Origin of the sequence: Micromonospora matsumotoense (genome assembly GCF_900091525.1) — a bacterium.
Lineage (GTDB): Bacteria > Actinomycetota > Actinomycetes > Mycobacteriales > Micromonosporaceae > Micromonospora > Micromonospora matsumotoensis.
The window spans coordinates 616,038-642,215 of sequence record NZ_FMCU01000001.1; the positions used below are offsets into that span (position 1 = coordinate 616,038).

Here is a 26,178-nt window from a genome sequence, read left to right on the forward strand (position 1 = left end):
GACGGCCGGGGCGGTGACGGTCACCGGCGACCCGTCGTGGGCCGGCGCGGCACCCGCCTGGTCAGGCGGCCATCCGGGCCAGGGTGCGCGAGCGCAGACCGTCCAGCACCGCCCGGGTGACCTGGGAGGTGCCCCGGGCCTGGTCGCACACCTCGGCGACCCGGCGGGCGGTGGCCTCCCGGCGGGAGTCCCGCTCGTCCCAGAGCCGGTCGACCTCCGCCAGCAACGGACCCTCCACCTCGCGTTCCACGCCGCGCAGCGCCGGCACCCCGAGCCGCTGGGCCAGGTCGAAGACCTTGCCCGCGTACGGCAGGGGCAGGAACGGGGTGCCGACCATCGCCGCGAAGATCAGGAAGTGCAGCCGCATGCCGACCGCCAGGTCGAAGTGCTTCATCAGGCCGAGCACCTGCCGGGGCGAGTAGTCGCCGTGCAGGATCCGCCCCCGGTCCGCGGCGATCATGTGGGACAGCACCCCGTGCGAGTGCCGGATGTCGTCGCGTTCCATCGGGACGAACAGCACGTGCGCGTCGATCCGCTGCACCAGGAAGTCGCCGATCTGGGCGAGCAACCGGTGGTACCCGTCGACGTCGAGCCGTTCCGCGGCCCGCCCCGGCTCCCGGACGCTCAGCCCGACCAGGCGCTTGCCGGCGGGCACCCCCTCCTCGCGCAGCAGCCGGGCGGGGAAGTCCTCCGGCTCCAGCAGGAACGCCGGATCTGCGGTGACCGTGATCGGGTTGAGCAGCCCGGCCTCCTCCAGCACCATCCGGGACTCCTGGTCCCGCACGGTCACCTCGGTCGCCCCGGCCAGCGTCTCCCGGACCATGCCGGTGTCCACCCCGTCGGTGAGCGGCCCGACCCCCACCGCGTACGTCAGCAGGGGCAGCCCGCGTTCCTGGGCGACCCGGACGACCCGCAGGTAGCGGCGGGCCTCCTTGTCGTACAGGATGCCGCCACCGCCGAGGATGAGCAGGTCGAGTTGGGCCAGCACCTCGGCCGAGTCGACCCGGCTGACGCCCTCCCAGGGCACCGCCTCGACATCGGGGTGGGCCAGCGCGGTATGCGCCGGATTGCGGGAGAACACGATGATCCGGGCGTTCGGCTCCTGCTCGCGCAGATCGGCCAGCAGCCCGGTGAGGATCGCCTCGTCTCCCAGGTTCCGACCGCCGTACGAGCCGAGCACACCGATGGTCAAGCCGGTGGGACCCCTCATCCGTCACTCCTCCCCAGAACCGTCCCGCCCGCATTCCCCCTCCCACCCCAGCCATGCCCCTCCCCGTTCTCCCATCCCGCTGCCTCCGCCCCCCGCGGACGGGGACATCGACGGGAATGTAGGGGTGATCAAGAGGTTTGCGTCGGATCGGGCCGCGCTCTTGACGTAAGGCTCTTGATCACCGGCCCGCGACGGGGCACTCCACCGCGCCCGCTCGGAGGCGGGAGTGGGAGGCAGTGCGGGGTCGCGCCTGGGGTGGGTGGGGTAATCGGGTTGCCTGGGGTCGGGGGTGCTGGCCAGGGTGGGGGAATGACGGGTGTGAGCGCGGGGGGCGGCAGAATAGGATGGAACGAGTTGCCTGGGCACGTGCGGCAGGCGGTGGAGCGGATCGCCGGTGACCGGGTGGTCGAGGCGGTCTCCCAGCCCGGCGGGTACTCCCCCGGCACCGCCGACCGGGTCCGTACGGCCGACGGCCGGCGGGCGTTCGTCAAGGCGGTCAGTCCGGCGCAGAACCCGGACAGCCCCCGGTTGCACCGCGCCGAGGCCCGGCACACCGCCGCCCTGCCCCTGTCCGCGCCGACACCCCGACTGCTCGGCTGCCACGACGACGGCGAGTGGGTGGCGCTCGTGCTCACCGACGTCGACGGCCGGCACCCGCACACGCCCTGGCGGGACACCGACCTCGACCCGGTGCTGCGTACGCTGGAAGCCCTGGCCGACACGCTCACGCCGAACCCGGTGCCGGGTACGCCGACCGCCGCCGCGCGGCTGGCCCACGACTTCGCCGGCTGGCAGCGGATCGCCGCCGACCCACCGCCCCGGCTCGACCCGTGGGTCGCCGCGCACCTGGCCCAGTTGTGCGCGGCAGCCGACCGGGGACTGGCCTGCCTGACCGGCGACACCCTGTGCCACCTCGACGTCCGGGCTGACAACCTGCTGATCGGCCCGGACGGGGCGGTCACCGTGGTGGACTGGCCGTGGGCATGCCGGGGCCCCGCCTGGTTGGACACCGCAATGCTGCTGGTCAACGTCCGGTTGCACGGCGGGCACGACACCGAGGCGCTGCTGCACCGATTGCCGCTCACCGCCGGCGTCGACCCCGCCGCCCTGACCGGCGTCTACGCGGGACTGGCCGGCTTCTTCGCCGACAGCGCCCGCCGCCCACCACCCCCCGGCATCCCCACCGTCCGCCCGTTCCAACAGGCCCAGGCCGACGCCCTCCTCCCCTGGCTCCGCCACCGCCTCACCCACCCGCAGACAGCCCGGTGATCAAGAGGTTTGCGTCATCGCGGCGCGGTTTCGTGACGCGAACCTCTTGATCACCGCCGCGGGGCGGGGTGGGGGCGGGGCGGGCGGGGGGTCAGCGGAGTTGGTGGGTGAGGAAGGGGAGGGCCAGGCGGGGTAGCAGGGGGGTGGTGGGGATTTCCTGGTGGGTGAGGCCGGGGAGGATGGCCAGGCGGGAAAGGGGGCGGAGGCGGGCGGTGCCGGCCGCGCCCGGGGGGCGGTGGCCGCCGCCGAGCAGCCCGTAGAACTCGGCCATGTGGCTGACCGGGATCGAGTCGGCGTCGGCGAAGACCAGCAGGGTCGGTACGGCGAGGGCGGCCACCTCCGGCGACCAGTCGTACTCGCGGCGCAGCAGGGCACCGGACTTGGCCCACAGCTGCGGCCAGTCCTGCGGTCGGGGGGCGATCCGTTCATAGAGCTGGTACGTGGGCGTGCCGCGCATCTGCTCGCCGGCCTGCTCGTCCTGGCCGGCCAGCGCGGCCAGCACCTCGGGATACCAGCCCTGCCGCCGGCACGGGGTGGAGACCAGCACCAGCCGGCGCACCAGTTCCGGATGCTGGATCGCGGTCCGCAGCGCCACCCCGCCGCCGAGGGAGTAGCCCAGCACCTCCGCCCCGGGCAGGTCGAGATGGCGCAGCAGCGCGGCGACGTCGTCGGCCATCGACTCGTACCGCAGCGGTCGGTCCACGTCGGCGGTCCGGCCGTGACCCTGGAGGTCCACCGCGATCACCCGGCGACGTCGCGCCAGGGCCGGCAGGATCGGCGCGAACGTCTCCACCGCGCCGTAGCCGCCGTGCAACAGCACCAACGGCCGCCCCTCGCCGTGCTCCTCGTACCAGAGCCGCAGCCCGTTGACGTCCGCGTAGCTCACCGGTGTCTCCTTCGACCTGCGCCGGTCTTCGGGGCCGGAGCGGACGCCCGGACGGTGGTCCCTCAGACCTACGGCAGGGTGGGAACGGACTGCGGGACGCTGCCGTCAGCGGACGGAACGGGGATCGCTGCGGTGCTGGTGAAGGGTGGTGGGCGCGGCAGGTTTCGAACCTGCGACCCCCCGCTTGTAAGGCGGGTGCTCTCCCACTGAGCTACGCGCCCGGAACGCCCGTACGAGCGGGCCGGAGGCTGGCAAGCTTACCTGCCGACTGCCGGCCCGTCGCAACGGTGTGCCCGGTCGAACGGTGCGCCCGCCGCACCGGCGGACCCGGTGCGGCGGCGCGCGGTCGGCGCGAAGGTCAGGCGGCGACCGTGTCGGCGAGGGCCTTGCGCCAGCCCTGCTGGTCACGCGCCTCGCCCGGCATGTTCATCTCGGCGAACCGGACGATGCCGGCCTTGTCGATGACGAAGGTGCCCCGGTTGGCGATGCCGGCGAGGTCGTTGAAGACGCCGTACGCCTGGGCGACCGCCCCGTGCGGCCAGAAGTCGGCCAGCAGCGGGAACTGGTAGCTCTCCTTCTCGGCCCAGATCTTGTGGGCGTAGATCGAGTCGACGCTGACGGTGAGCACCTGCACGTCGTCGTTGACGTAGTCGTTGAGGTTGTCCCGCACCTCGCACAGCTCACCCTGGCAGATGCCGGTGAAGGCGAGCGGGTAGAAGACCAGCAGCACGGTGCGGTTGCCCCGGAAGTCCGAGAGCCGCACCTCCTGGTTGTTCTGGTCCTTCAACAGGAAGTCGGGCGCCTCGGCACCAACCTCGATCGGCATGCGAACTCCTTGGGTCGACTCTGAGGTGGGTCCAGCCTGCCACACCCGGCGGCGACGCCCCGGATGCGGGATTGCTCAGTTGGGTACGGCCCGGCCGGGACCCTACTTGCGGCCCTTGGAGCCACGACGCAGCACGAGCCGGGCGGCGCTCCAGTCCAGGCCGGCGTTGAGGGTCGAGGTCTGCTGGAGGCCGGCGGTCTGCGCCGACTCGGCGACCTCGCTCGGCTCGACGTGCCCGTCCCGCCCGGCCTTCGGGGTCAACAGCCACACGACTCCGGCGTCGGCCAGCGGACCGAGGGCGTCGACGAGAAGCTCGAAGAGGTCGCCGTCGCCGTCGCGGTACCAGACGAGCACCGCGTCGACCACCTCGTCGGTGTCCTCGTCGACCAGTTCTCCACAGCGGTCGGTCAGGGCGTCCCGGAGATCCTGGTCGACGTCCTCGTCGTACCCCATCTCCATGACGACCATCCCCGGTTCGATCCCGAACCGGTCCGCCAGGAGACGTACCCCGTCGGCGGCCTGACCAGCGGTCGCGCTCACTGTCGCGTGCCTCCTCATCTCGTCCCTGCCCGGCGGCGTCGTGGCGACGCCGTCAGGCAGAGTCCACACAGTTGTGGTCCGTCGCGCAAGTGGCGCACCGGGTGGAACGGAATTTACCGTGCCAGCAGCGTACGGGCACCCTGGGTAATGGCATCCTCGGAGACCAGCACCTGACGGGCAGCCGGACCTAATGGTACAAACGAGTCAACTGAGGCCACCCGTCGCGCCGCACCCACGAATCCGGCGTCGACCAGCGCCGCGAGGATGCCCTCACCGACCCCGCCGGAGCGCCGGGTCTCGTCCACCACCAGCACCCGGCCGGTCGCGGACGCCTCCCGGATCAGGTCCGCCACCGGCAGCGGGGCCAGCCAGCGCAGATCCACCACCCGGCTGCCGATCCCCTCGTCGGCCAGGGTCGACGCCGCCCGCAGCGACATCCGCACCCCGTTACCGAAAGTGACGATGGTGATGTCCTCGGCCGAACCGACGCCGTACACCCGGGCCCGGCCGATCGGCGCGTGACCGGCCGCCCAGTCGGCCGGCTCGGCGTAGGACCCCAGCCACTCGCCGTCACCCGGCTCGTACAGGTCCCGGGTGTGGTAGAGCGCGATCGGCTCCAGGAACACCGAGACGGTGCCGTCCACCACGGCGGCGGCCAGGCAGGTCCGCAGCAGCGGCGCGGCGTCGTCCGGCCGCGCCGGCACCGCGACCACCAGACCCGGCACGTCCCGCAGTACGGCCACCGAGTTGTCGTTGTGGAAGTGCCCGCCGAACCCCTCCTGGTAGGCCAGCCCCGGCACCCGCACCACCATCGGATTGCGGAACGCCCCCTGTGAGAAGAACTGCATGGTGGCCGCCTCGCCCCGCAACTGGTCCTCGGCGTTGTGCAGGTACGCCAGATACTGGATCTCCGGCACCGGCAGCATCCCGGCCAGCCCGGCGCCCAACCCCAGCCCCAGCACCGACGTCTCGTCCAGCAGGGTGTCGAAGACCCGGGCCGCGCCGAACCTGTCCCGCAGCCCCTTGGTCACCCCGTACACCCCGCCCTTGGCGGCGACGTCCTCACCGAAGACCGCCAACTGCGGGTAGCTGAGCATCCCGTCGGCGAGGGCGGCGTTGATGCTCTGCGCCAGGGTCAGCGGGCCGGCCAGCTCCGGGGGCTTGCCACCGAACGCGGCCACCCGGTCGGCCGCGTCCGGCCCGGCCGCCCGCTCCGCCGCCTGCGCCACCGTCGTGGCGACCCGCTTGGGCCGGCGGGGCGACAGCGGGGCCACCACGTCGGCCGGGGCGGACAGCTTCGGCTCGTCGAGCACCTCCTCGGCGGTACGGCGTACCTGCCAGCCCCGCTCGTCGTAGCGGGCCAGCAGCTCCTCGCCGGTGGCCACCCCCGCCTCGACGAGCAGCCGGGCGGTGGCCAGCACCGGATCGCGCGCCTCGTCGGCGGCGATCTCGGCGGTGCTGCGGTACGCCCGCTCGGCGTCCGCCCCGGCGTGCCCCAACAGCCGCACCGTCCGCAGGTGCAGCACCGCCGGACGACGGTGCCGCCGCACCCAGCCGGCGGCCTCGGCGGCCACCGCGTGCACGGCCACCGGGTCGGTGCCGTCGGCGGTGAAGTAGCGCACCCCGGGCCGGGCCCGCAGCGTCCGCTCCACCCAACCGTCCGGCGACCGGACGCTGATGCCCAGGCCGTTGTCCTCACAGACGAAGAGCACCGGAATCCGCAGGCCGGTGTGGTCGTACCAGCCGGCGGTGTTGAACGCGGCGGTGGCGCTGGCGTGGTTGACCGAGGCGTCGCCGAACGAGCAGACCACGATGGCGTCCCGGGGCCACGGCGAACGCAGCGGACCGGCCGGTTCGTCGCGCCGGCCGGCGGTGTCGATCCGGCGCAGCCGCTCCACGGCCAGTCCCAGGCCGACCGCCCGGGGCAGGTGCGAGGCGATGGTGGAGGTGGTCGGCACCACGGCCAGGTCGACCCGGCCGAAGACCTTGTGCCGGCCCCCGGCGATCGGGTCGAGGGTCGAGGCGACCATCCCGCGCAGCACGTCCCGGGCCGCCACGGCGTACGCCTCCTGCCATCCGTCGTCGTCCGGTCCCGACCCGACCGCCGATACCGACGACACCCCGACCACGGACCCCGGCAGCACGGGACCGGCGGGCACCGGACCGGCGGGCACCGGACCGGCGGGCACCGGACCGGCAGGGACGGGAACCTCGGCGGCGGGCACCGGGGCGGGGACGGGGGGACTGCCCGGGTCGGGGCTGGGCGCGGCAGCCCTCGGCGCGGGGCCAGCGGGGGTGGCGGGGGTGGCGGGGGTGGCGGGGGTGGCGGGGGTGGCGGGGGTGGACTCCGGGGCGGCGGGCCGGCGCCGGGGCACCGGTTCGGTGGTGCCGTCGCTGCCCACCCGGTAGGCCACCGGACCGACCGGCAAAGACGGCCCGGCGTCACCGTCGACCGCGTCCGTCGTGCCCGACGGCACGGGGCGCACGTCCGTCGTGCCCGACGGCGCGGGGCGCGCGTCCTCGACGGCAACCTCCGGGCCGTCTCCCGGTGCCGATCCGGCCTGACCGGTCACGCCGGCCGACGACGCAGAGGTGAGATCCGCTGCCCCGGCCGGGTGGGGGGATTCCGCTCCACCGACCGGCGGGCCGGGGAGGTCCCCCTGCCCGGCCGGCGAGCCGGCGAGCGGTGAGGTGGCGAGCGATGAGGTGGCGACGTCCGGGCTCCTGAGCAGCAGGGGCCAGGCGTCCGGGTCCCCGGCGGTGGAGCCGGCGGAATGTGGAGCGACAGTCAGGCGGGTGCCGTCGCGATCACCGACCGACGGGTCGGTGCCGTCTTCGAGGTCACGTTCGCCGTCCGGGTGACCGAGCGCCGCCGCGCCGTCCCCGCCGGGAGGGCCGACAACCGCGCCGTCCCCGTCCGGGAAGCCACCAACCGCGCCGTCCCCGTCCGGGAAGCTGCCGGCCGCGCCGTCCCCGTCCGGGAAGCTGCCGGCCGCCTGGGCGGCGCGCAGGCAGTAGAAGGCGCCGGAGCGGTAGTGCAGCAGGGCGGGATCGGTGGGGCGCAGCGCGGCGGCCACCGCCGCATTCGCCTCGTGCCCGGCCGAGCCGATCGTGTAGAAGCCCTCGTCGAAGCTGCGCAGCCAGCGGCCGGCCAGGTCGAGCTGGCGGCTGGTCACCTGCGCGTCGAAGAGGGCAAGCAACTGTCGGCCGGTCAGCGCGGCGGCCGGCCGTACCGGTTGCGCGGGGTCACGCCGCCGCTCGGGCTCGGGTAACGCGCCCAGGGTCTCCCGGAACCGGTCGTCGAGATCTTGCGGGGTGGTCACGCGATCAGCATTACCGACGGAGGCCACGGTCGCCCACTCAGACACGATCCGACCGGGGGTGAGTCAGTCCTCCGCACACCGCTGCGGCCAGCCCCCGTCGGATACCTTTCCCACCAGTTCCCGCAAAGTGGACAGCTCCTCGATGGTCAACCCGACGAGCAGCCGGGAACCCGACAGCGCCTCGCGGACCTGCTCCCGTACCCGGCGGCCCTCGTCGGTGACCAGCAGCGCCTTCTGTCGCCGGTCGATCGGGTCGACCCGGCGGGTGACCAGCCCGGCCTGTTCCAGCCGGTCGACCAGGGCGGTCACATTGGACCGGTCACACGCCAACCGCGCGGCGAGGTCACGCGCCGGTGACGGCCGGTCCGGGTCCAGCTCGTACAGCGCACGGGCCACCGCCGGGGTGAGTCCCAGGGCGGCGAGCGCCGCCTCCTGGTCCTGCCGGATCGCGCCGGCGACGTGCAGGAACCGGCGCACCGTCTCGCCGGTCAGCCCGGTGCGGTCGGCCCAGTCGGCTTCCGTGGGGCCGGCCCCCTGCGTCATCCCCCGACTCTACGTCCGTGTCGACCGCCCACCGCGCCACCGGGCCGGCCGCCCGGCCCCGATCGCCTGCCGTTGTTCGGCTGGCGGAGACGACGACGGTCTCCCGCCGTCACCTGACGGTCACCAGGGGTCGCGACGCTGCCGGGGTCAGGTACGCACCGCACCCCGGGAGGTTCCCATGACACTGTCCCGCCGTACCGTCCTGCTCTCCGGCGCGGCGCTCGGCGCGGCCGGCGCGACCGGCGGTCTGTCGACGCCCGCCGACGCCGCCGACGGGCGTCCCGCCCGCCCGGTGGGCACCGCCCACCACCGACCGTTGATCTGGCCGTTCACCCTCGGGGTGGCCTCCGGCGACCCGGACCACGAGGGCGTGGTGCTGTGGACCCGGCTGGCCCCGCAGCCGCTGGCCGGGGACGGGTTGGGCGGCATGCCCGACCGGGTGGTCGAGGTGCAGTGGGAGGTGGCGGCCGACGAGTTGTTCCGGCACGTCGTCCAGCGGGGCACGGCGACCGCCCGGCCCGAGTCGGCGCACAGCGTGCACGTCGAGCTGACCGGGCTGCTGCCGGGGCGGGAGTACTTCTACCGGTTCCGGGCCGAGGGGCACCTCTCCCCCACCGCGCGGACCCGCACCGCGCCCGACCCGGCGGCCCTGCCCGCCGCGCTGGCGATGGGCTTCGTCTCCTGCTCCCACTACGAGCAGGGGTACTTCACCGCCTACCGGCGGCTGGCCGAGAGCGCCCCGGAGCTGATCCTGCACCTCGGCGACTACCAGTACGAGTACGCCCGGGAGTACGGCCCCGACCGGCCGCGCGGGCACGAGGGTCCGGAGACCCGGACACTGGCCGGCTACCGGCAGCGGCACGCCCAGTACAAGACCGACCCGGATCTCCAGGCGGCGCACGCGGTGGCCCCCTGGGCGGTGGTCTTCGACGACCACGAGGTGGAGAACAACTGGGCCGGCGCGGTGCCGGAGGAGCCTGATCCGCACTTCCTGGCCCGGCGGGCCGCCGCCTTCCAGGCGTACCACGAGAACATGCCGTTGCGGCGGGCCTCGGTGCCGCGCGGTCCGGACCTGGCGCTGCACCGGCGGTTGCGCTGGGGTCGACTGGCCACCTTCCACCTGCTCGACACCCGGCAGTTCCGCGACGACCAGGCGTGCGGGGACGGCTACCGGGACTGCCCGGCGGCGGCCGACCCGGGCCGCACCATCACCGGCGCGGCGCAGGAGGCGTGGCTGCTCGACGGGTTCCGCCGCTCCGACACCCGCTGGGACCTCCTCGCCCAGCAGGTGTTCTTCGCCGCCCGGGACCGCGACCCCGGGCCGGCCAGGCTGACCAGCATGGACGCCTGGGACGGCTACCTTGCCTCCCGGGACCGGATCACCCGGGGCTGGGTGAACGCCGGGGTGCGCAACCCGGTGGTGCTCACCGGGGACGTGCACGCGCACTGGGCCGCCGACCTGAAGCTGGACTACACCGACCCGGGGGCGCGGGCCGTCGGCGTCGAGCTGGTCTGCTCCTCGGTCACCTCGGGCGGGGACGGCTTCGACTCGGCCAGCGGCTCGCACCCCTGGTTGCGCACCAATCCGCACCTGCGGTTCCAGAACGACCTGCGCGGTTTCGTCCGGACCACGATCACCCTGGCGCAGCTCAGTGCGGACTTCATGGTGCTGCCGTACGTGAGCCGGGCGGGCGCCCCGGCGTACCCCCGGGCGTCGTTCGTGGTCGAGGACCGGGTGCCCGGCCTGCACCAGACGGGCGACCGGCCGCCGACGACGGCCCGCGCGCTGCCGCCGGGCGTGGACCGGGACCGGTACACCGTCGAGACGGAGACCGGGCTGCGCTGAGCCAGCCCGACGCGGCGGCCGGGACGCGGCGCGGCACCGGGCGGCCGGGCGGGACGGTGCACCGCGCCGGGGCGGACCGGGCGCCTGCGGGAGGGGAGTGCGGGCCGGGTCAGCCGGGGAGGAAGGAGAAACGGACCTGGCGCGACGGGTTGTCGCCGTTGGGGTCGACCAGGCAGACCGACTGCCAGGTGCCGAGCTGGAGCCGCCCGCCGAGCACCGGCAGCGTCGCGTACGGCGGCACGAAGGCGGGCAGCACGTGGTCGCGACCGTGCCCCGGCGAGCCGTGCCGGTGCCGCCAGCGGTCGTCGGTGGGCAGCAGGTCGTCGAGCGCCCGCAGCAGGTCGTCGTCGGAGCCGGCACCGGTCTCGATGATCGCCACCCCGGCGGTGGCGTGCGGCACGAAGACGTGCAGCAGGCCGTCACCCTGCCCGGTGACGAACCGTTCGGCCTCGGCCGTGAGGTCGACGACGGTGGGTCGGGAACCGGTCCGGACGGTGCTCACCTCGCTGCGCATACGGCGCATTCTGCCGCACCGGCCCCATCGTCGCCGTCGTCCCGTGCCGACCGGTTGGTGGGACGACCCGACGGGCGGGAACGGAACGGCCCGCAGGGCGACCGGGGCCGACTCCGGCGCGGCCGAGCGGGCAAAGTTACCGGCGGGTACCTGTGTTCAGCGTCGCGTCTGGGGGAGCTAGAGGTGACGACGGGTGCCACCAGAGGGCAGGATGGCGCTAGAGACCTATCCCACACACAACCGAGGGAACGCCTGTGGCTACGGAACGCAAGCGCCCGGTGATCACCGCTGGTCTGCCGAGCCAGCTTCCGGACATCGACCCCGAAGAGACCAGCGAGTGGGTCGAGTCGCTCGACGGTGTCATCGACGAGCGCGGAACCAAACGCGCACGGTACGTCATGCTGAGCCTGCTGGAGCGGGCCCGCGAGCGGCAGGTCGGGGTGCCGTCCCTGACCACCACCGACTACATCAACACCATCACCCCGGAGCAGGAACCCTGGTTCCCGGGTGACGAGCACGTCGAGCGGCGGATCCGGGCGTACGTCCGGTGGAACGCGGCGATGCTGGTGCACCGGGCACAGCGGCCGGAGATCGGCGTCGGTGGGCACATCTCCACCTTCGCCAGCTCCGCCTCCCTCTACGAGGTGGGCTTCAACCACTTCTTCCGGGGCAAGAACCACCCGGGCGGCGGCGACCACATCTTCTACCAGGGGCACGCCTCCCCCGGCATGTACGGGCGGGCGTTCCTGGAGGGTCGACTCTCGGAGGACCAGCTCGACGGGTTCCGCCAGGAGCTGTCCCACCCGAGCGGCGGGCTGCCGTCGTACCCGCACCCGCGGCTGATGCCGGACTTCTGGGAGTTCCCCACGGTCTCCATGGGGCTGGGGCCGCTGAACGCGATCTACCAGGCCCGGTTCAACCGCTACCTCCAGCACCGGGGCATCAAGGACACCTCCCAGCAGCACGTCTGGGCGTTCCTCGGCGACGGCGAGATGGACGAGGTGGAGTCGCTCGGCGCGATCGGCGTGGCCGCCCGCGAGGAGCTGGACAACCTCACCTTTGTCATCAACTGCAACCTCCAGCGGCTGGACGGCCCGGTCCGGGGCAACGGCAAGGTGATGCAGGAGCTGGAGGCGTTCTTCCGGGGCGCCGGCTGGAACGTCATCAAGGTGGTCTGGGGCCGGGAGTGGGACCCGCTGCTCGCCGCGGACACCGACGGCGCGCTGGTCAACCTGATGAACACCACCCCCGACGGCGACTACCAGACCTACAAGGCGGAGTCCGGGGCGTACGTCCGGGAGCACTTCTTCGGTCGTGACCAGCGGACCCGCAAGATGGTCGAGCACCTGTCCGACGACGAGATCTGGAACCTCAAGCGGGGCGGGCACGACTACCGCAAGCTCTACGCGGCCTACAAGGCGGCCACCGAGCACACCGGGCAGCCGACCGTCATCCTGGCCAAGACCATCAAGGGCTGGACGCTGGGCTCGCACTTCGAGGGCCGCAACGCCACGCACCAGATGAAGAAGCTGACGCTGGACGACCTCAAGCTGTTCCGCGACCGGCTCTTCCTGGACATCCCGGACAAGGTTCTGGAGGACAACCCCTACCTGCCGCCGTACTACACCCCGGATGAGTCCTCGGACGAGCTGGCGTACCTGCGGGAGCGGCGCGAGCAGCTCGGCGGTTACCTGCCGTCCCGGCGGACCAGCCACAAGAAGCTGACGATCCCGGGGCCGGAGCGGTTCGCCGACGTCAAGCGCGGCTCGGGCAAGCAGAAGGTGGCCACCACGATGGCCTTCGTCCGCCTGCTCAAGGACATCATGAAGGACAAGGAGTTCGGCAAGCGCTGGGTGCCGATCATCCCGGACGAGGCGCGCACCTTCGGCCTGGACTCGATCTTCCCGACCGCGAAGATCTACTCGCCGCACGGCCAGCGGTACACCTCGGTCGACCGGGACCTGTTCCTGTCGTACAAGGAGTCGACCACCGGGCAGATCCTGCACGAGGGGATCAACGAGGCCGGCTCGGTCGCCTCGTTCACCGCCGCCGGCACCGCGTACGCCACCCACGACGAGCCGATGATCCCGATGTACATGTTCTACTCGATGTTCGGGTTCCAGCGCACCGGTGACGGCTTCTGGGCGGCGGCCGACCAGATGGCCCGGGGCTTCGTCCTCGGTGCCACCGCCGGTCGGACCACGCTCAACGGTGAGGGCCTGCAGCACGAGGACGGCCACTCGCTGCTGCTGGCCGCCACCAACCCGGCGGTGGTCGCCTACGACGCGGCGTTCGGGTTCGAGCTGGCGCACATCGTGGAGCGCGGCCTGCACCGGATGTACGGCGAGGACCAGGAGAACATCTTCTACTACCTCACCGTCTACAACGAGCCGATCCACCAGCCGGTCGAGCCGTCCGAGCTGGACGTCGAGGGGCTGCTCCGGGGCATCTACCGCTATGCGGCCGCCCCGCAGGTCGACGGGGACGCGCCGAAGGCGAACATCCTGGCCTCCGGCACCGGCATGCAGTGGGCGCTCAAGGCCCAGCAGCTACTCGCCCAGGACTGGGGGGTGGCCGCCGACGTCTGGTCGGTGACCTCCTGGACCGAGCTGCGCCGCGACGCGGTGATCTGCGAGGAGCACAACCTGCTCAACCCGGGCGCGGAGCAGCGGGTGCCGTACATCCAGGAGAAGCTGGCCGACGCCGACGGGCCGAAGGTCGCGGTCAGCGACTGGATGCGCGCGGTACCGGACCTGATCGCCCGTTGGGTACCGGGTGACTACACCTCGCTCGGCACCGACGGCTTCGGCATGTCGGACACCCGGCACGCGCTGCGCCGGCACTTCCATGTCGACGCCGAGTCGGTGGCGGTCGCGACGCTGCGACAGCTCGCCCTGCGCGGGACGGTACCGGCCACCGTCCCCGCCGAGGCGGCCAAGAAGTACGCCATCGACGACGTCAACGCCGCCCCGGTCGGCGAGACCGGCGGCGACAGCTGACCTGCACCACCCAGCGAGGCCCGGCGCCACCGCGCCGGGCCTCGCTGCGTCGCTGCCGGGCCACCTCACCCCGTTGCCAGATCCGCCCACAGGTCGCAGTGGTGCTCGACGCCGAAGTCGGTGCGCTGGCCCCCGCTGCCGGGCGCCAGCGTGCGGACCTCGGCGGTGGCGCTGCGGAACCGGGGCCAGGGTGCGGCACCGGGAGTGGCGGGCCTACCGGTCGCCGCGAAGGCAGCCCAGGAGTCGATCATGTCGGCGGCCAGCTGGCGGTGTCCGTCGCCCAGGCTGCGGTCCGCCATGTCGAACAGGTACGGCAGCTCGCTGCCGTGGTAGGCGCCGAGCGGTTCGGTGATCCAGGGCGCGGGTGGCGGGGCGTCGCGGTCGGTGAACTCGTAGCCGTACACCGGCGTGTGGCGGGCCAGGAGGCGGTCGCCGGCCAGGGTGGGGCAGGCCCAGATCCGGTCGGTGGCGACCGCCGCCCAGGCGGCGGTCGGCGAGTCGAAGTCGGTGACCGGATACCGGTCGGCGACCCGGCCCGCCGGTGCGCCGAAGGCCGCGTCCAGGAGCTGCCGGTATGCAAGGGCGTCGATCGGGGGGCTGAAGGCGAGGAAGCTGCGGTGCTCGTCGCGGGTGCTGCCGGACAACACCGGCACCCGGTGGAACGCTCCCCGCCGCAGTGCCTCGGCGGGCAGGAGGGGCAGTGTGGGCGTGCCGTAGGCCAGGGTGTCGAACATCGAGTTGACGGTGCCCTGGTCGCCGACGGTGGCGGTGAGCAGGGTCTGCGGCGTCATGCCGCGCAGGCAGGTCACCGGCGCCGTCCCGGGGGCGCACCGCTCGGGGCCGGGCCGGCCGGCGTCGAGCGCCGCGGCGGCCTCCTCGCCGGCCTGCTGCACCTGCGCCAGGGGTGACCAGGGGGAGCCCGCGGGAAGGCCGAACCCGAACAGCTTGTCGGGCCAGCTGGTCAGGCAGGAACCGCTTTGGATGATCGCCCTGTCGAACAGTCCGGCGGACGAGGGCGAGGTGAGCTGGGAGCAGACACTCATCCCGCCTGCCGACTGCCCGGCGACGGTGACGTCGTGCGGGTCGCCGCCGAACGCCGCCGCGTTGCGGCGTACCCAGCGCAGGGCCGCCTGCTGGTCCTGGAGGCCGAACGTGCCGGAGCCGGCCAGCCCGGGCAGCCCGAGGTAGCCCAGCACCCCCAGCCGGTAGTTGACGGTGACGACCACGATCCCACCGTCGGCGGCCAGCCGCCGGGGGTCGTAGTCGGCGCCGGCGCCACCGGTGAAGCTGCCGCCGTGCAGCCACACCAGCACCGGACGTGGCCGGGCCGGCCGGGCGGGCGTCGTCACGTTCACGAACAGGCAGTCCTCGTCACCCAGCACCACGCCGGGTTGCCACGGGTCCGGCTGGGGGCAGGAGCTGCCCGGCTCGGTGGCGTCCCGTACCCCGGCCCAGCCGGGGACCGGTTGGGGCGCCCGCCAGCGCAGCTCGCCGACCGGGGGCGCCGCGTAGGGGATGGCCTGATAGCTGCGTACCTGGTCGTCGACGGTGCCCCGCAGCCAGCCGGCACCGGTGCGGACCAGACCCGGGGTGGCCGCGGTGGCGGGGACGGCCGTGATCGTGCCGAGCAGCGCGGCCGTCATGGTCGCCACGACCACCGCCTGTCGTGCGCGTCGTCGCATGCACTTCCTCCTTCGGCGGGACGGTGTCGTCCTGGGGCGCGGCGGGGTCGGCGGTGCCGCCCCGGCGCAGGGTGTCGGGAGGCTCCCGACCCGGCGGCGACGTGCCGGGGCCTGGCGCCGGAGGGTGTGGAATCGTCTCCGGGCGCGGTCGCTGGTGGAATCGCCGATCCGTGCCGGCGGTTTCATGATACGACCGTATCAGAAAAGTGTCTCCGAACTGGACGGTGCCCATGCCCAAACGCGTCGACCACGACCAGCGACGCCGGCACATCGCCGGCGCGCTGTTGCGGATCGCCGAACAGCGCGGGCTGCAGCACGCCAGCATGCGTGAGGTCGCGGCGGCGGCCGAGGTGTCGGTACGACTGGTGCAGTACTACTTCCACACCAAGGACGAACTACTCCTGGCCTCGCTCGGCTACCTCGCGGAGGAACTCGGGGCCCGGGTCGCCCGGCGGATCGCCGCGCTCGGATCGCCGCCCACCCCACGCGACGTCGTGTCCGGCACCCTGACGGCGATCCTGCCGACCGACCCGGAGAGCGTCCGGCTGACCCGCACCTACGCCGCCTTCTACAGCCTGGTCCTCGCCGAACCGGACCTGACCAGGCACGGAGCACCCCACCCCGACCTGCTCGAACGCCTGCTCGCCCACCAACTCCGCGCCGCCCAGCAGGCCGGCGCCGCGCACGCCGAGCTGGACCCCGGGCTCACCGCCGCCGGCCTGCTCGCCCTGACCAACGGCCTCGGTTCCAGCGTCCTCGGCGGTCAACGCGACGCCGAGGCCGCCCTGCGCATCCTCACCTACCACCTCGACCGCCTGTTCGTCCCCTCGGCGGGCCACACCCCGCCGTAGGCGACCGCCGGCACGCCGACGACCAGCAGTCGTCCGAAGGAGCCCACGGCCGGCGACGCCGGAGCACGAGGACGGCGGTGGCCGGCGTCCCTGACAGGGAGGCCGGCCACCGCCGGGTGCGGGTGACGCGGGAAGGCGGCCGGTCAGCCGACGGCGGCCAGGTCGGTGAGGCGGGCCAGCGAGTCCTCCAGGTCGGCGCCGACCCGACGCAGCCCGAGGCGCAGCAGGGCACCCTTGACCGGGCCGGCCGGCCAACGGACCACGATCAGCCGGACGATCGTGCCACCCTCCTCCTCGTCGGCGGTGAGCTGCACGTAGATCTCGGTGCGCGCCTCGGCCCGGGCACCGGCCCCCCTGGCGCGTTCCCGCCAGCCGATCAGGGTGGGTTCCTGGTAGGCGATCACCTCGGCCTCGTGCGCCGAGCCACGCCCGGCCTGGACGAGTTGTCGGCGGCCGAAGCCCTCCCCCGAGAGGACCTCGGCGGCCCGGACCCCGGCCAGCCAGGCGGGCAACTGCTCGGCCCGCTGGACGACTTCCCAGACCGCTTCCACCGGCGCCGTCACGTGCGCACTGCGTTCGACGAGGATCATTCTTTTCTTCCCCCACTGAGGACATCCGCGATATTCCGCACTCTATGCGCTAAATCGGACTTACTGGGACGTGTTTGGAAAAAGACACGCCGAGAGCCCTTGCGCCCGCATTGCTTCGCACCTATAGCGCTCGCGGACTTCGCGCCCTAGAGTGCGAGCACGTTTCGCGTTTTGGAGGGTGGATGACGACCGCACCGATCCCCGGTTTCCCCGCCGGCTTCCGTTGGGGGGTGTCCACCTCCGCGTACCAGATCGAGGGGGGCGCCGACGCCGACGGCCGGGGACCATCCATCTGGGACACCTTCGCCCACACGCCCGGCCGGATCATCGACGGGAGCACCGGCGACGTGGCCTGCGACCACTACCACCGGCACCGGGAGGACGTCGCGCTGCTGGCCGGGCTCGGGGTCTCGGCCTACCGGTTCTCGATCGCCTGGCCCCGGGTGCGACCCGGCGGGACCGGCCCGGTCAACGCCGCCGGCCTGGACTTCTACGACCGACTCGTCGACGACCTGCTGGCCGCCGGCATCGACCCGGTCGCCACCCTGTTCCACTGGGACCTGCCGCAGCCCCTGGAGGACGCCGGCGGCTGGCTCAACCGGGACACCGCCGGCCACTTCGCCGAGTACGCCGACCTGACCGCCGCCCGCCTCGGCGACCGGGTGAAGCTCTGGATCACCCTCAACGAGCCGTTCATCCACCTGAGCCTCGGCCACGGCACCGGGGAGCACGCCCCCGGCCGGACCCTGCTCTTCGACTCCTTCCCGGCCGCCCACCACCAACTACTCGGGCACGGGCTGGCGGTCGCCGCGCTGCGCGCCCACAGCACCGCGCCGGTGGCCATCGCCAACAACTACTCGCCGGTGGTCCGGCACGGCGACACCGACGCCGACCACGCCGCCGCGGCGGCGTACGACGCCCTGCACAACCACCTGTTCACCGACCCGTTGCTGGGCCGGGGCTACCCGGACGGCTTCGACCCGGGCGTGGTCCGCGACGGCGACCTGGCGGTGATCGCCGCGCCGCTCGACGTGCTCGGGGTCAACTACTACAACCCCACCGGGGTACGCGCCCCCGAGGCCGGCTCGCCGCTGCCGTTCGAGCTGGTCCCGCTGGAGGGGTACCCGCGTACCGCGTTCGACTGGCCGGTGGTCCCGGACGGCCTGCGCGACCTGCTCGTCGGGCTACGCGACCGGTACGGCGACGCGCTGCCGCCGATCCAGATCACCGAGGGCGGCTGCGCCTACGACGACGTCCCGGACGCCGACGGCCGGGTGTCCGACCCGGACCGGATCGCCTACCTCGACGGGCACCTGCGCGCCGTCCGGGCGGCGATCGACGAGGGCGTCGACGTGACCGGGTACTTCGTCTGGTCGCTGCTGGACAACTGGGAATGGGCGGAGGGCTTCACCAAGCGCTTCGGCCTGGTGCACGTCGACTTCGCCACCGGGACCCGCACGCCCAAGTCCTCGTACGCCTGGTACCGGTCCCAGGTCGGCCGGGAGTGACCACCGTCGACCCCACGCCGGCCTCGCTGCCGGCGGCGCTCGCCGACCCGGTCGTGCCGGTGCGGCGGAGCTGGATCGCGTTGATCTTCGCGGCCAACCTCGGTGTGTGGATGGCCTTCTTCACCCCCATCCAGGTGTTGCTGCCCCAGCAGGTGGAACGGATCGCCCCGGACCACAAGGAGGCGATGCTGGCCGTCGTCACCGGGCTGGGCGCGCTCGCCGCGGTGCTGGCCAACCCGCTCGCCGGGGCCCTGTCGGACCGGACCTGCCTGCGCATCGGCGGACGGGAGTTCGGCCGCCGGCACGTCTGGACCGCCGGCGGCGCGGTGCTCGGCGCGCTGGCGCTGCTGCTGCTGGCCCGGCAGCAGACCATCGCCGGGGTGGCGCTGGGCTGGGTCGCCGCCCAGGTCTGCTTCAACGCGATGCTGGCCAGCCTCACCGCCGCCATCCCCGACCGGGTGCCGGTCGTCCAGCGCGGCGGCGTCTCCGGCTGGGTGGGCATCCCGCAGGCGCTCGGCCTGGTGCTCGGCGCGGTGCTGGTCACCGCCCTGGTCAGCGGCACCGTGCCGGGCTACACGGCGATGGCGCTGGTGGTGGTGCTGCTGTCGCTGCCGTTCGCGCTGCTCACCCGCGACGACCCGCTGCCCCGGGCACACCGCCCGCCGCTGCGGCTGCGCACGCTGGTCGCCTCGATGTGGATCGACCCGCGCCGGCACCCCGACTTCGCCTGGGCCTGGATCACCCGGTTCCTGGTCCAGATCGGCAACGCCCTGGGCACCCTCTACCTGCTGTACTTCCTCACCGACGGGGTGCGCTACCCCGACCCCGAGGGTGGCCTGCTGGTGCTGATCCTGCTCTACACCGTCGGCATGATGCTCACCGCCGTGGTGGCCGGGGTGCTGTCCGACCGGTCCGGCCGGCGCAAGGTCTACGTGATCGTCTCCGGGGTGGTGATGGCGGTGGCCGCGGTGCTGCTGGCGGTCGCGCCGACCTGGTCGATGGCGCTGGTCGCCGCCGTGCTGCTCGGCGCCGGCTACGGCGTCTACCTCTCGGTCGACGCGGCGCTGATCACCGAGGTGCTGCCGCGCGCCACCGACCGGGCCAAGGACCTCGGCGTGATCAACATCGCCAACTCCGCGCCCCAGGTGCTCGGCCCGGCGCTCTCCGCCCCGATCGTGGTGCACCTCGGCGGCTACCCGACGCTCTACGCGGTGACCGCCGTGGTGACCCTGCTCGGCAGCGCCCTGGTCCTCAAGATCCGCGGGGTCCGCTGAGCACCGGCCCGGGCCCGGGGCCGGTGGCGGGCCGGGGCCGGCGGCACCGGGCCGGGCGCGTGGCAGCGGCGGGCCGGCCCGCTGCCGCCGCGCGCCCGGCACCGGCGTCCGGCCCCCTGGCGAAACCGGGTCGCGCCCGGCCGTAGGCTGGGCGGCGTGACGGTACGCGTGCGATTCGCCCCCTCCCCGACCGGTATGTTCCACGTCGGCGGTGCCCGCTCGGCGCTGCAGAACTGGATCTACGCCAAGCAGCAGGGCGGGGTGTTCGTGCTGCGCGTCGAGGACACCGACGCCGCCCGCAACCGGCCCGAGTGGACCGAGGGCATCCTGTCCGCGTTGGACTGGATCGGCATCGCCCGGGGCAGCTACGAGGGCCCCTACTTCCAGTCGGCGTACGCCGGTGAGCACCGGGCCGCCGCCCAGCGGCTGCACGACGCCGGCCGGGCCTACTACTGCGACTGCACCCGGGAGGCGGTGCAGGCCCGCACCGGCTCGCAGTACCAGGGCTACGACGGCTTCTGCCGGGACCGGGGGCTGACCCCGGGCGAGGGGCGGGCGCTGCGCTTCCGTACCCCCGACGAGGGTACGACCGTGGTGGTCGACCTGATCCGGGGCGAGCCGACCTTCGAGAACAAGCTGATCGAGGACTTCGTCATCGCCCGGGGTGACGGCTCCCCGGTGTTCCTGCTCGCCAACGTCGTGGACGACATGACGATGGGGATCACCCACGTGATCCGGGCCGAGGAGCACCTGCCCAACACCCCGAAGCAGCAGCTGCTCTGGGACGCCCTGGGCGTCAAGCCGCCGATCTGGGCCCACGTGCCGGTGGTGGTCAACGAGAAGCGGCAGAAGCTCTCCAAGCGGCGCGACAAGGTGGCCCTGGAGGCATACCGGGACGAGGGTTATCTCGCCGCCGCGATGCGCAACTACCTGATGCTGCTCGGCTGGGCGCCGTCGGGCGACCGGGAGATCGTGCCCTGGTCGGTGATCGAGGAGGAGTTCCGGTTGACCGAGGTCAACCCCTCCCCCGCCTTCTTCGACGAGAAGAAGCTGCGCGCGTTCAACGGCGAGTACATCCGGGCCCTGCCGGTCGACGAGTTCGTGGCCGCCTGCCAGCCCTGGTTGACCGGCACCGACACCATCGCGCCGCCGCCGTGGCAGTCGGCGGAGTTCGACGCCGACGCGTTCGCCGCGGTGGCCCCGCTGGCGCAGACCCGGCTCGCGGTGCTCAGCGAGATCGTGCCGAACGTCGACTTCCTCTTCCTCGCCGAGCCGCTGATCGACGAGGCGGCCTGGGCGAAGGCGATGAAGGCCGGGGCGGCCGAACTGCTCGACGCGGCGATCGCCGGGTACGCAGCTCTCGACTCCTGGGACGCGGAGTCGCTGAAGTCGACGCTGGAGGCGGTCGGCGCGGAACGCGGCCTGAAGCTGGGCAAGGCGCAGGCACCCGTCCGGGTGGCGGTCACCGGCCGCACCGTCGGGCTGCCGCTGTTCGAGTCGCTGGAGGTGCTCGGTCGGGAGCGCAGCCTGACCCGGCTGCGCGCCGCCCGGCTCCGGCTGGTCTAGGGGCACCACGCCTCGCGTCAGGGCCCGCCGGTCACCGGCGGGCCCTTCGCCGTACCCCGGTCAGGGGCGGGCGGAGCGGCGGCGGCGCAGGACCAGGCCGGTGGCGAGCGCCGCGAGCAGCACCAGGCCGCCGACCGCCCAGAGCCAGCCCCGGCCGGTGTCCCCGGTGTCGGCGACGGCGACCGGGGTGGCCGACGGGGAGGCGGGTGCCGGGCTGCTCGGCGGCGTCGTTGCCGGGGCGGTGCTGGCCGGCGGGGTGGCCGACGGAGGCGCGGCGGCGGTGCCGGTGGTGAGGGTGAACCGCACCTCCCCCTTGATCGGATGCCCGTCACTGGAGGGCAGTTGGTATCCGACGATGTAGAGGCCGGCCGCACCGGGGGAGAACGGCACGCTGACCCGGCTGCCGGAGAAGGCCGGCGCGCCACCGGCGGCCGGGATGTTGTCCGGTCCGACCACTGTGATCTTCGTCCGGCCCGGATCCAGTTTGGCCAGAAAGCGCAGCTCGACCTTGGCCGGCGCGGTGGCCACCTTGGCCCCGTTGACCGGATTGCTCCCGGTGAGCGAGTTGTGTGCGAACGCTGGCGTCGCCGGCAGCAACGCCACGCCGAGCGCCACGCCGACGAGCACTGGCACCGCCCGCGCCAACCGTGGGACCCTGCCCCCCATGAAGCCCTCCGCAAAGGTACGATCCGCCCGCTGATCACGCGGCTGCCCATTGGTCGTTCCAGGATCGCAGATAGTTCCACATATTGTTCCCAGAGCTGCATCCGCGCGATGTTCCAGGGAGTCTATGAGGTGGGCCGGCGACACCCGGTCGATCACCGATGTCGACCGACCCGCACGTGACCCGCAGCACAGCCATCCATCGAACGGGGCGAGGAGGCGGCGATGGTCGAAAGGGTGAGGCGACTACTCGCAGTGGTTGCCATGGTCGTGGCGGCGGCGGTACTCACCACCGCCCCGACCGCGCAGGCGGCCGGGGCGCACCGGGCGGCGCCGAAGACGCCGCCCGCCGGGGTGGACATCACCGGCGTCGGGCTGACGGAGCCGTTGCGACTACGCGCCGACACCGCCCCGACCCAGGTGGTCGCGGTCATCGACCAGGTCAGCTGGTTCGGTCGCACCGGTGAGGCCAAGGGGCCCAAGCCGGCCGACCTCGGTCCGAAGTACACCATCGTGGTGCTCGCCGGGGACGTGCCCAAGCAGACGTACGACCTCTACCCGCTGGCCAAGGGCGGTCCCCGGGCCTTCCGCCCGGCCAAGCAGCCCGACCTGCGTAAGACCACCGCCGGCTGGTTCCTGGGCCGGCTCACCATGTCCGAGACGCTGCGCGCCGCCGGGGTGCCGCTGGAGCGACGGCTCGACACGGTCACCGGCGGCGTCGGCGGCGGCGACCGGACCCTCCCGGAGGACGGCCTGAACCCGGGCCGCGACCTCGACGACGCGATCGCCGAACTCCAGCGGTTGCTGCTGCTCAACGTCGGCGTGATGCTGGTGATCACCGTCGGCCTGGCAGGCATCGCCCTGCTGGTGCGCCGCCGCACCCGCTGAGGTCACGTCGCCGGCAGGGTCACGCAGCGGACCTGGTCACGCCGGTGACCGCAGGTGGCCGGGCCGGTGACCGCAGTCGGCCCGACCGGTGACCGCAGGTGGCCGGCGGGGAGTCAGCGGGTCAGCACCAGCGGTGTGGCGGGCGCTGGAGGCGCTGGGGGCGCCGGCCGGGTCGCACCGGGCCGTGCCGGTGGGCACCGGCCCAACCCGCCAGGTCGCTGCGGCAGGCCCGGATCGGCGCGTCCGGTTGCCCGGTCGGGCCCGGTTCCCCGGCAGCCGGCCCCTCGGTGGTCTCGGCGCTGCGCTGGCGGGGCAGCGCCGACTCCTCGTCAGCCCGCTCCGCCGCCCGACAGACCTGCTCCGTCGCCACCCGGCGGTGCGGTCGTGCCGCCCCCGGCTGGTCGTGGTGGCCCGGCCGGCAGGGCTCACCCTGGGCGCAGCCGTGTTCGGCCTCCCCGTGCGCCATCCCGGTCTCCTCACACTCGCGTCGCGCGCCGGGACGACACCCCGGCGCGGCAGTGCCACCGTACTGGCCGGCACCGACGCGTCGTGCAGCGCGTACCCCGGTGTCAGGACTTCGGTCGACGCGGGAAGATCGTCTCCCAGACCGGGAACGCGACCAGCCAGATCAACAGCCCGACGGTGAGGCTGCGGATCCAGTTCGCCAGCTCCCGGGTGCGCTCGGCGTCACCGACGACGACGATCGCGGTGGCGAGCAGGGCGCACGCGACGGCCCAACCGAGCAGTGCCTTCCCCCACTCCCACCACTCGTGCCGGGCCCGCGCCCAGCCGTAGCGGGGTGGCTTTACCGGCGGCGGCCCGCCCGCGAAGCGGTGGGCGAACCGCTGGTCCGTCCACCGGATCAGGGAGTGCCCGAACGCCACCGAGAAGCCGAGGTAGATGGCGGCCAGCCCGTGGGTGGCGTCGGCGGTGGCCCCTCGACGCAGGTCCACCGCCGCCGCGACCAGCAGCACCAGGTCGACCAGCGGTACGCAGACCAGCAGCGCCGCACCCCACCGGGGTCGCCGCAGCGGGTACCGGGCGACCAGCCCGGCGACGAGCAGCACCCAGAACCCGATCTCGCAGCCGATGATGACGGCCAGCAGCATGCCCACCTCCCCGTTCGGTTCCAGCGTGCCGGGGCGGACCGACGCCCACCTCACCGGCGGGGACGAGTTGCGGGTCCATCGTTCGACGGACCGGTGGCCCGGCGTACCCCCTTTGACGGACGGCCGGGCGGACGGTCTCCTACGCAGGTCGGAGGGGACCGGCCCCGGGGTGTGCTGGGATCGGGACCATGCGGATGCCGGGCTGGGCCGGCTCCGGCCGGCCGGGACGCGACCTGGCCCTGGCCGGGGCGTCCCTCGTCGGCGGCCTGGCGGTCTGGGGCGTCGGCCTGCAACCCCAGTTCCCCTGGGCGCCGCAGGTGTCGAGGGCGTGGTTCCTGCTGCCGCTGCTGGCGGTGAGCGGGGCCGTCGGGCTGCGCCGGGTGGCGACCCGGACCGGTCTGGCGGTGGGCACCGTGGCGGTGCTGGCCGACGCCGCGCTCGGCGTCTCGGTGGGCAGCACCGTGATCTACACCCAGGTCCTGTACGACTCGTGCGTGTACGGCCCGCCCCGGTTGCGGCGCTGGCTGCTGCGGGTCACCGTCGGGCTGAGTGTCGGCAGCGCCGCCCTCGGCCTGCTGGCCTGGGGTTGGCGGGGTGCCGCCGTCGGGGTGCCGTTCGCGCTGCTCGGGGTGCTGCCCGTGGTCACCGGGTTCAGCGTGCGGCAGTACCGGGACCAGGCGGCGGCCGAACGGGCCCGTGCCGAGCAGACCGCCCGGCTGGTCGAGCTGGACCGGCGGCAGGCGGTGCTGGCCGAGCGGGCCCGGATGGCCCGGGAGTTGCACGACGTGGTGGCCAACCACCTCAGCGCGGTGGCCCTGCACGCCACCGCCGTGCTGTCCGCCCCCGGGCTGGACCGGCCCCGGGTCGACGCGGCGCTGCGGGTGATCCGGGAGAGCAGCGTGCAGGGACTGGCCGAGATGCGGCAGCTCATCGGGCTGCTGCGGGAGCCGACCGTCGATCCGGTGGAGGAGGCCACCCGGGTGCGCCTGGACGAGCTGGACCGGTTGCTGGCCCGGATGACCGGGGCCGGCCTGCGGGTCCGGGCGACGGTCGAGGGCCGACCCCGACCACTGCCGGTCGGGGTCGACCTGGCGGCGTACCGGATCGTGCAGGAGTCGTTGACCAACGCGCTGCGCCACGGCGGGGGCACGGCGGAGCTGACCGTGGCGTACCGGCCGACGGAGGTGGTGGTGACGGTGGAGAACCCGGTCCCCGACGGTGGGGACGGTGCCGGCCCGACGGCGGGCGGGGCGGGGCTGCCGGGCGGTGGCGCGGGGCTGATCGGGATGCGGGAGCGGGCCATCCTGCTCGACGGGGAGTTCACCGGCGGCCTGCGGGACGGGTGTTGGCGGGTGCGGGCGACGCTGCCCACCGGGACGTCGCCGTGACCGCCCCGGTGCGGGTGGTGCTGGCCGACGACCAGGACGCGGTGCGCGCCGGTCTGGTGCTGATCCTGGCCGGGGCGCCGGAGATCGAGGTGGTGGGTGAGGCGGCCGACGGCGCGGCGGCGGTCCGGCTCTGCCGGGAGCTGCGCCCCGACGTCGCGGTGCTGGACATCCGGATGCCCCGGCTGGACGGGGTGTCCGCGACCCGGGAGATCGTCGCCGCCGGCACCGCCGAGGTGCTGGTGCTGACCACCTTCGACCTCGACGAGTACGTCTTCGGCGCGCTGCGCGCCGGGGCAGCCGGCTTCCTGCTCAAGGACACCGACGCGGCCGGTCTGGTGGCGGCGGTGCGCACGGTGGCCCGGGGTGAGGGGGTGATCGCCCCGACCCTGACCCGGCGACTGATCACTGCCTTCGCGGCGACCGCGCCGGGCGTCGGCGGGGCGGACCGGGCCGCCGTGGCCGCGTTGACCCCCCGGGAACGCGACGTGCTGGCCTGTCTGGGCGTCGGCCTGTCCAACCAGGAGATCGCGGACCGGCTGGCGGTGGCGGAGAGCACCGCCAAGACCCATGTCAGCCGGATCCTGGCGAAGCTGGCGCTGCGCAGCCGGGTGCAGGCGGCGATCCTGGCCCAGGAGTTGGCCCTGCCCGTGCCACCGCCATGATCCCGGACCGGCTGCCCCCCCCATCCGCTAACATCGATCAT

General features: G+C 73.7%; 22 protein-coding genes and 1 tRNA gene. 10 read left to right on the forward strand and 13 right to left on the reverse strand.

Translation table 11 applies throughout. The annotated features are described in order from the left end of the window. Positions 1–61: 61 nt before the first annotated feature. Positions 62–1,210 (reverse strand): polysaccharide pyruvyl transferase family protein, encoded by a 1,149-nt coding sequence (locus tag GA0070216_RS02660; RefSeq protein WP_091238145.1) that lies wholly within the window; start codon positions 1,208–1,210, stop codon positions 62–64. Positions 1,211–1,519: 309 nt separating this feature from the next. Between GA0070216_RS02660 and GA0070216_RS02665 the strand changes: the two genes are divergently transcribed. After that, positions 1,520–2,479 (forward strand): aminoglycoside phosphotransferase family protein, encoded by a 960-nt coding sequence (locus tag GA0070216_RS02665; protein ID WP_091238148.1) that lies wholly within the window; start codon positions 1,520–1,522, stop codon positions 2,477–2,479. 91 nt (positions 2,480–2,570) lie between these two features. Here the strand turns inward: GA0070216_RS02665 and GA0070216_RS02670 are convergent, their stop codons facing one another. From GA0070216_RS02670 to GA0070216_RS02700, 6 genes are all read right to left on the reverse strand, one after another. Beyond that, positions 2,571–3,365: an alpha/beta fold hydrolase gene (locus GA0070216_RS02670; RefSeq protein ID WP_091238151.1), complete on the reverse strand. Its 795-nt coding sequence runs from the start codon at positions 3,363–3,365 to the stop codon at positions 2,571–2,573. Positions 3,366–3,511: 146 nt separating this feature from the next. Then, positions 3,512–3,586 (reverse strand) — tRNA-Val (locus tag GA0070216_RS02675). Between the two features lie 137 nt (positions 3,587–3,723). Continuing rightward, entirely contained in the window at positions 3,724–4,191 is a 468-nt protein-coding gene (locus GA0070216_RS02680; protein WP_091238154.1) for a peroxiredoxin, read from the reverse strand. Between the two features lie 102 nt (positions 4,192–4,293). Continuing rightward, entirely contained in the window at positions 4,294–4,731 is a 438-nt protein-coding gene (locus tag GA0070216_RS02685; protein WP_091238156.1) for a DUF3052 domain-containing protein, read from the reverse strand. 113 nt (positions 4,732–4,844) lie between these two features. Beyond that, positions 4,845–8,054: a thiamine pyrophosphate-dependent enzyme gene (locus GA0070216_RS36550; RefSeq protein WP_245722257.1), complete on the reverse strand. Its 3,210-nt coding sequence runs from the start codon at positions 8,052–8,054 to the stop codon at positions 4,845–4,847. 63 nt (positions 8,055–8,117) lie between these two features. After that, a complete protein-coding gene (locus GA0070216_RS02700) occupies positions 8,118–8,597 on the reverse strand; it encodes a MarR family winged helix-turn-helix transcriptional regulator (RefSeq protein ID WP_091238159.1) in 480 nt (159 codons plus the stop codon). Between the two features lie 178 nt (positions 8,598–8,775). On the opposite strand from GA0070216_RS02700, the gene GA0070216_RS02705 reads away from it, so the two are divergent. Then, on the forward strand, positions 8,776–10,443 hold the full coding sequence (locus GA0070216_RS02705) for an alkaline phosphatase D family protein (RefSeq protein WP_091238162.1): 1,668 nt from the start codon (positions 8,776–8,778) through the stop codon (positions 10,441–10,443). A gap of 109 nt (positions 10,444–10,552) precedes the next feature. On the opposite strand, the gene GA0070216_RS02710 is transcribed toward GA0070216_RS02705, so the two are convergent. Next, positions 10,553–10,957, reverse strand: coding sequence for a YjbQ family protein (locus GA0070216_RS02710; protein ID WP_176738788.1), 405 nt, complete (start codon positions 10,955–10,957; stop codon positions 10,553–10,555). A 254-nt stretch (positions 10,958–11,211) separates the two neighbouring features. Between GA0070216_RS02710 and aceE the strand changes: the two genes are divergently transcribed. After that, the gene (aceE, locus tag GA0070216_RS02715; protein ID WP_091238168.1) at positions 11,212–13,956 is read left to right on the forward strand and encodes a pyruvate dehydrogenase (acetyl-transferring), homodimeric type; all 2,745 of its coding nucleotides are present in this window, start codon (positions 11,212–11,214) and stop codon (positions 13,954–13,956) included. Between the two features lie 65 nt (positions 13,957–14,021). Here aceE and GA0070216_RS02720 read toward each other — a convergent pair whose 3' ends face one another. Then, complete coding sequence (locus tag GA0070216_RS02720) at positions 14,022–15,638, reverse strand: carboxylesterase/lipase family protein (RefSeq protein WP_091238171.1); 1,617 nt, start codon at positions 15,636–15,638, stop codon at positions 14,022–14,024. A 230-nt stretch (positions 15,639–15,868) separates the two neighbouring features. On the opposite strand from GA0070216_RS02720, the gene GA0070216_RS02725 reads away from it, so the two are divergent. Further along, a complete protein-coding gene (locus tag GA0070216_RS02725) occupies positions 15,869–16,489 on the forward strand; it encodes a TetR/AcrR family transcriptional regulator (RefSeq protein ID WP_091238174.1) in 621 nt (206 codons plus the stop codon). Between the two features lie 143 nt (positions 16,490–16,632). On the opposite strand, the gene GA0070216_RS02730 is transcribed toward GA0070216_RS02725, so the two are convergent. Further along, positions 16,633–17,079 carry an SRPBCC family protein gene (locus GA0070216_RS02730; protein ID WP_091238177.1) on the reverse strand — a complete coding sequence of 149 codons (447 nt, stop codon included), beginning with the start codon at positions 17,077–17,079 and terminating at the stop codon, positions 16,633–16,635. 182 nt (positions 17,080–17,261) lie between these two features. Between GA0070216_RS02730 and GA0070216_RS02735 the strand changes: the two genes are divergently transcribed. The 3 genes from GA0070216_RS02735 (at position 17,262) to gltX (ending at position 21,427) form a co-directional block, all read left to right on the forward strand. Further along, the gene (locus GA0070216_RS02735; protein WP_091238180.1) at positions 17,262–18,587 is read left to right on the forward strand and encodes a GH1 family beta-glucosidase; all 1,326 of its coding nucleotides are present in this window, start codon (positions 17,262–17,264) and stop codon (positions 18,585–18,587) included. Next, positions 18,584–19,861, forward strand: coding sequence for an MFS transporter (locus GA0070216_RS02740; RefSeq protein ID WP_091238182.1), 1,278 nt, complete (start codon positions 18,584–18,586; stop codon positions 19,859–19,861). The genes GA0070216_RS02735 and GA0070216_RS02740 overlap by 4 nt, the downstream gene beginning before the upstream one ends. Positions 19,862–20,017: 156 nt before the next feature. Next, the gene (gene gltX, locus GA0070216_RS02745; RefSeq protein ID WP_091238184.1) at positions 20,018–21,427 is read left to right on the forward strand and encodes a glutamate--tRNA ligase; all 1,410 of its coding nucleotides are present in this window, start codon (positions 20,018–20,020) and stop codon (positions 21,425–21,427) included. A 60-nt stretch (positions 21,428–21,487) separates the two neighbouring features. Here gltX and GA0070216_RS02750 read toward each other — a convergent pair whose 3' ends face one another. Further along, entirely contained in the window at positions 21,488–22,093 is a 606-nt protein-coding gene (locus GA0070216_RS02750; protein WP_091238186.1) for a copper resistance CopC family protein, read from the reverse strand. A gap of 222 nt (positions 22,094–22,315) precedes the next feature. On the opposite strand from GA0070216_RS02750, the gene GA0070216_RS02755 reads away from it, so the two are divergent. Next, entirely contained in the window at positions 22,316–22,978 is a 663-nt protein-coding gene (locus GA0070216_RS02755) for a hypothetical protein (RefSeq protein WP_091238190.1), read from the forward strand. A gap of 121 nt (positions 22,979–23,099) precedes the next feature. Here GA0070216_RS02755 and GA0070216_RS02760 read toward each other — a convergent pair whose 3' ends face one another. Beyond that, positions 23,100–23,444 carry a hypothetical protein gene (locus tag GA0070216_RS02760; protein WP_091238193.1) on the reverse strand — a complete coding sequence of 115 codons (345 nt, stop codon included), beginning with the start codon at positions 23,442–23,444 and terminating at the stop codon, positions 23,100–23,102. 103 nt (positions 23,445–23,547) lie between these two features. After that, on the reverse strand, positions 23,548–24,087 hold the full coding sequence (locus GA0070216_RS02765) for a hypothetical protein (protein ID WP_091238920.1): 540 nt from the start codon (positions 24,085–24,087) through the stop codon (positions 23,548–23,550). A gap of 188 nt (positions 24,088–24,275) precedes the next feature. Here GA0070216_RS02765 and GA0070216_RS02770 point away from each other — a divergent pair, with 188 nt between their 5' ends. Then, positions 24,276–25,475 (forward strand): sensor histidine kinase, encoded by a 1,200-nt coding sequence (locus GA0070216_RS02770; protein WP_218108116.1) that lies wholly within the window; start codon positions 24,276–24,278, stop codon positions 25,473–25,475. After that, the gene (locus GA0070216_RS02775; RefSeq protein ID WP_176738789.1) at positions 25,472–26,137 is read left to right on the forward strand and encodes a response regulator; all 666 of its coding nucleotides are present in this window, start codon (positions 25,472–25,474) and stop codon (positions 26,135–26,137) included. Before GA0070216_RS02770 ends, GA0070216_RS02775 begins: the two co-directional genes overlap by 4 nt. Positions 26,138–26,178 lie beyond the last annotated feature (41 nt).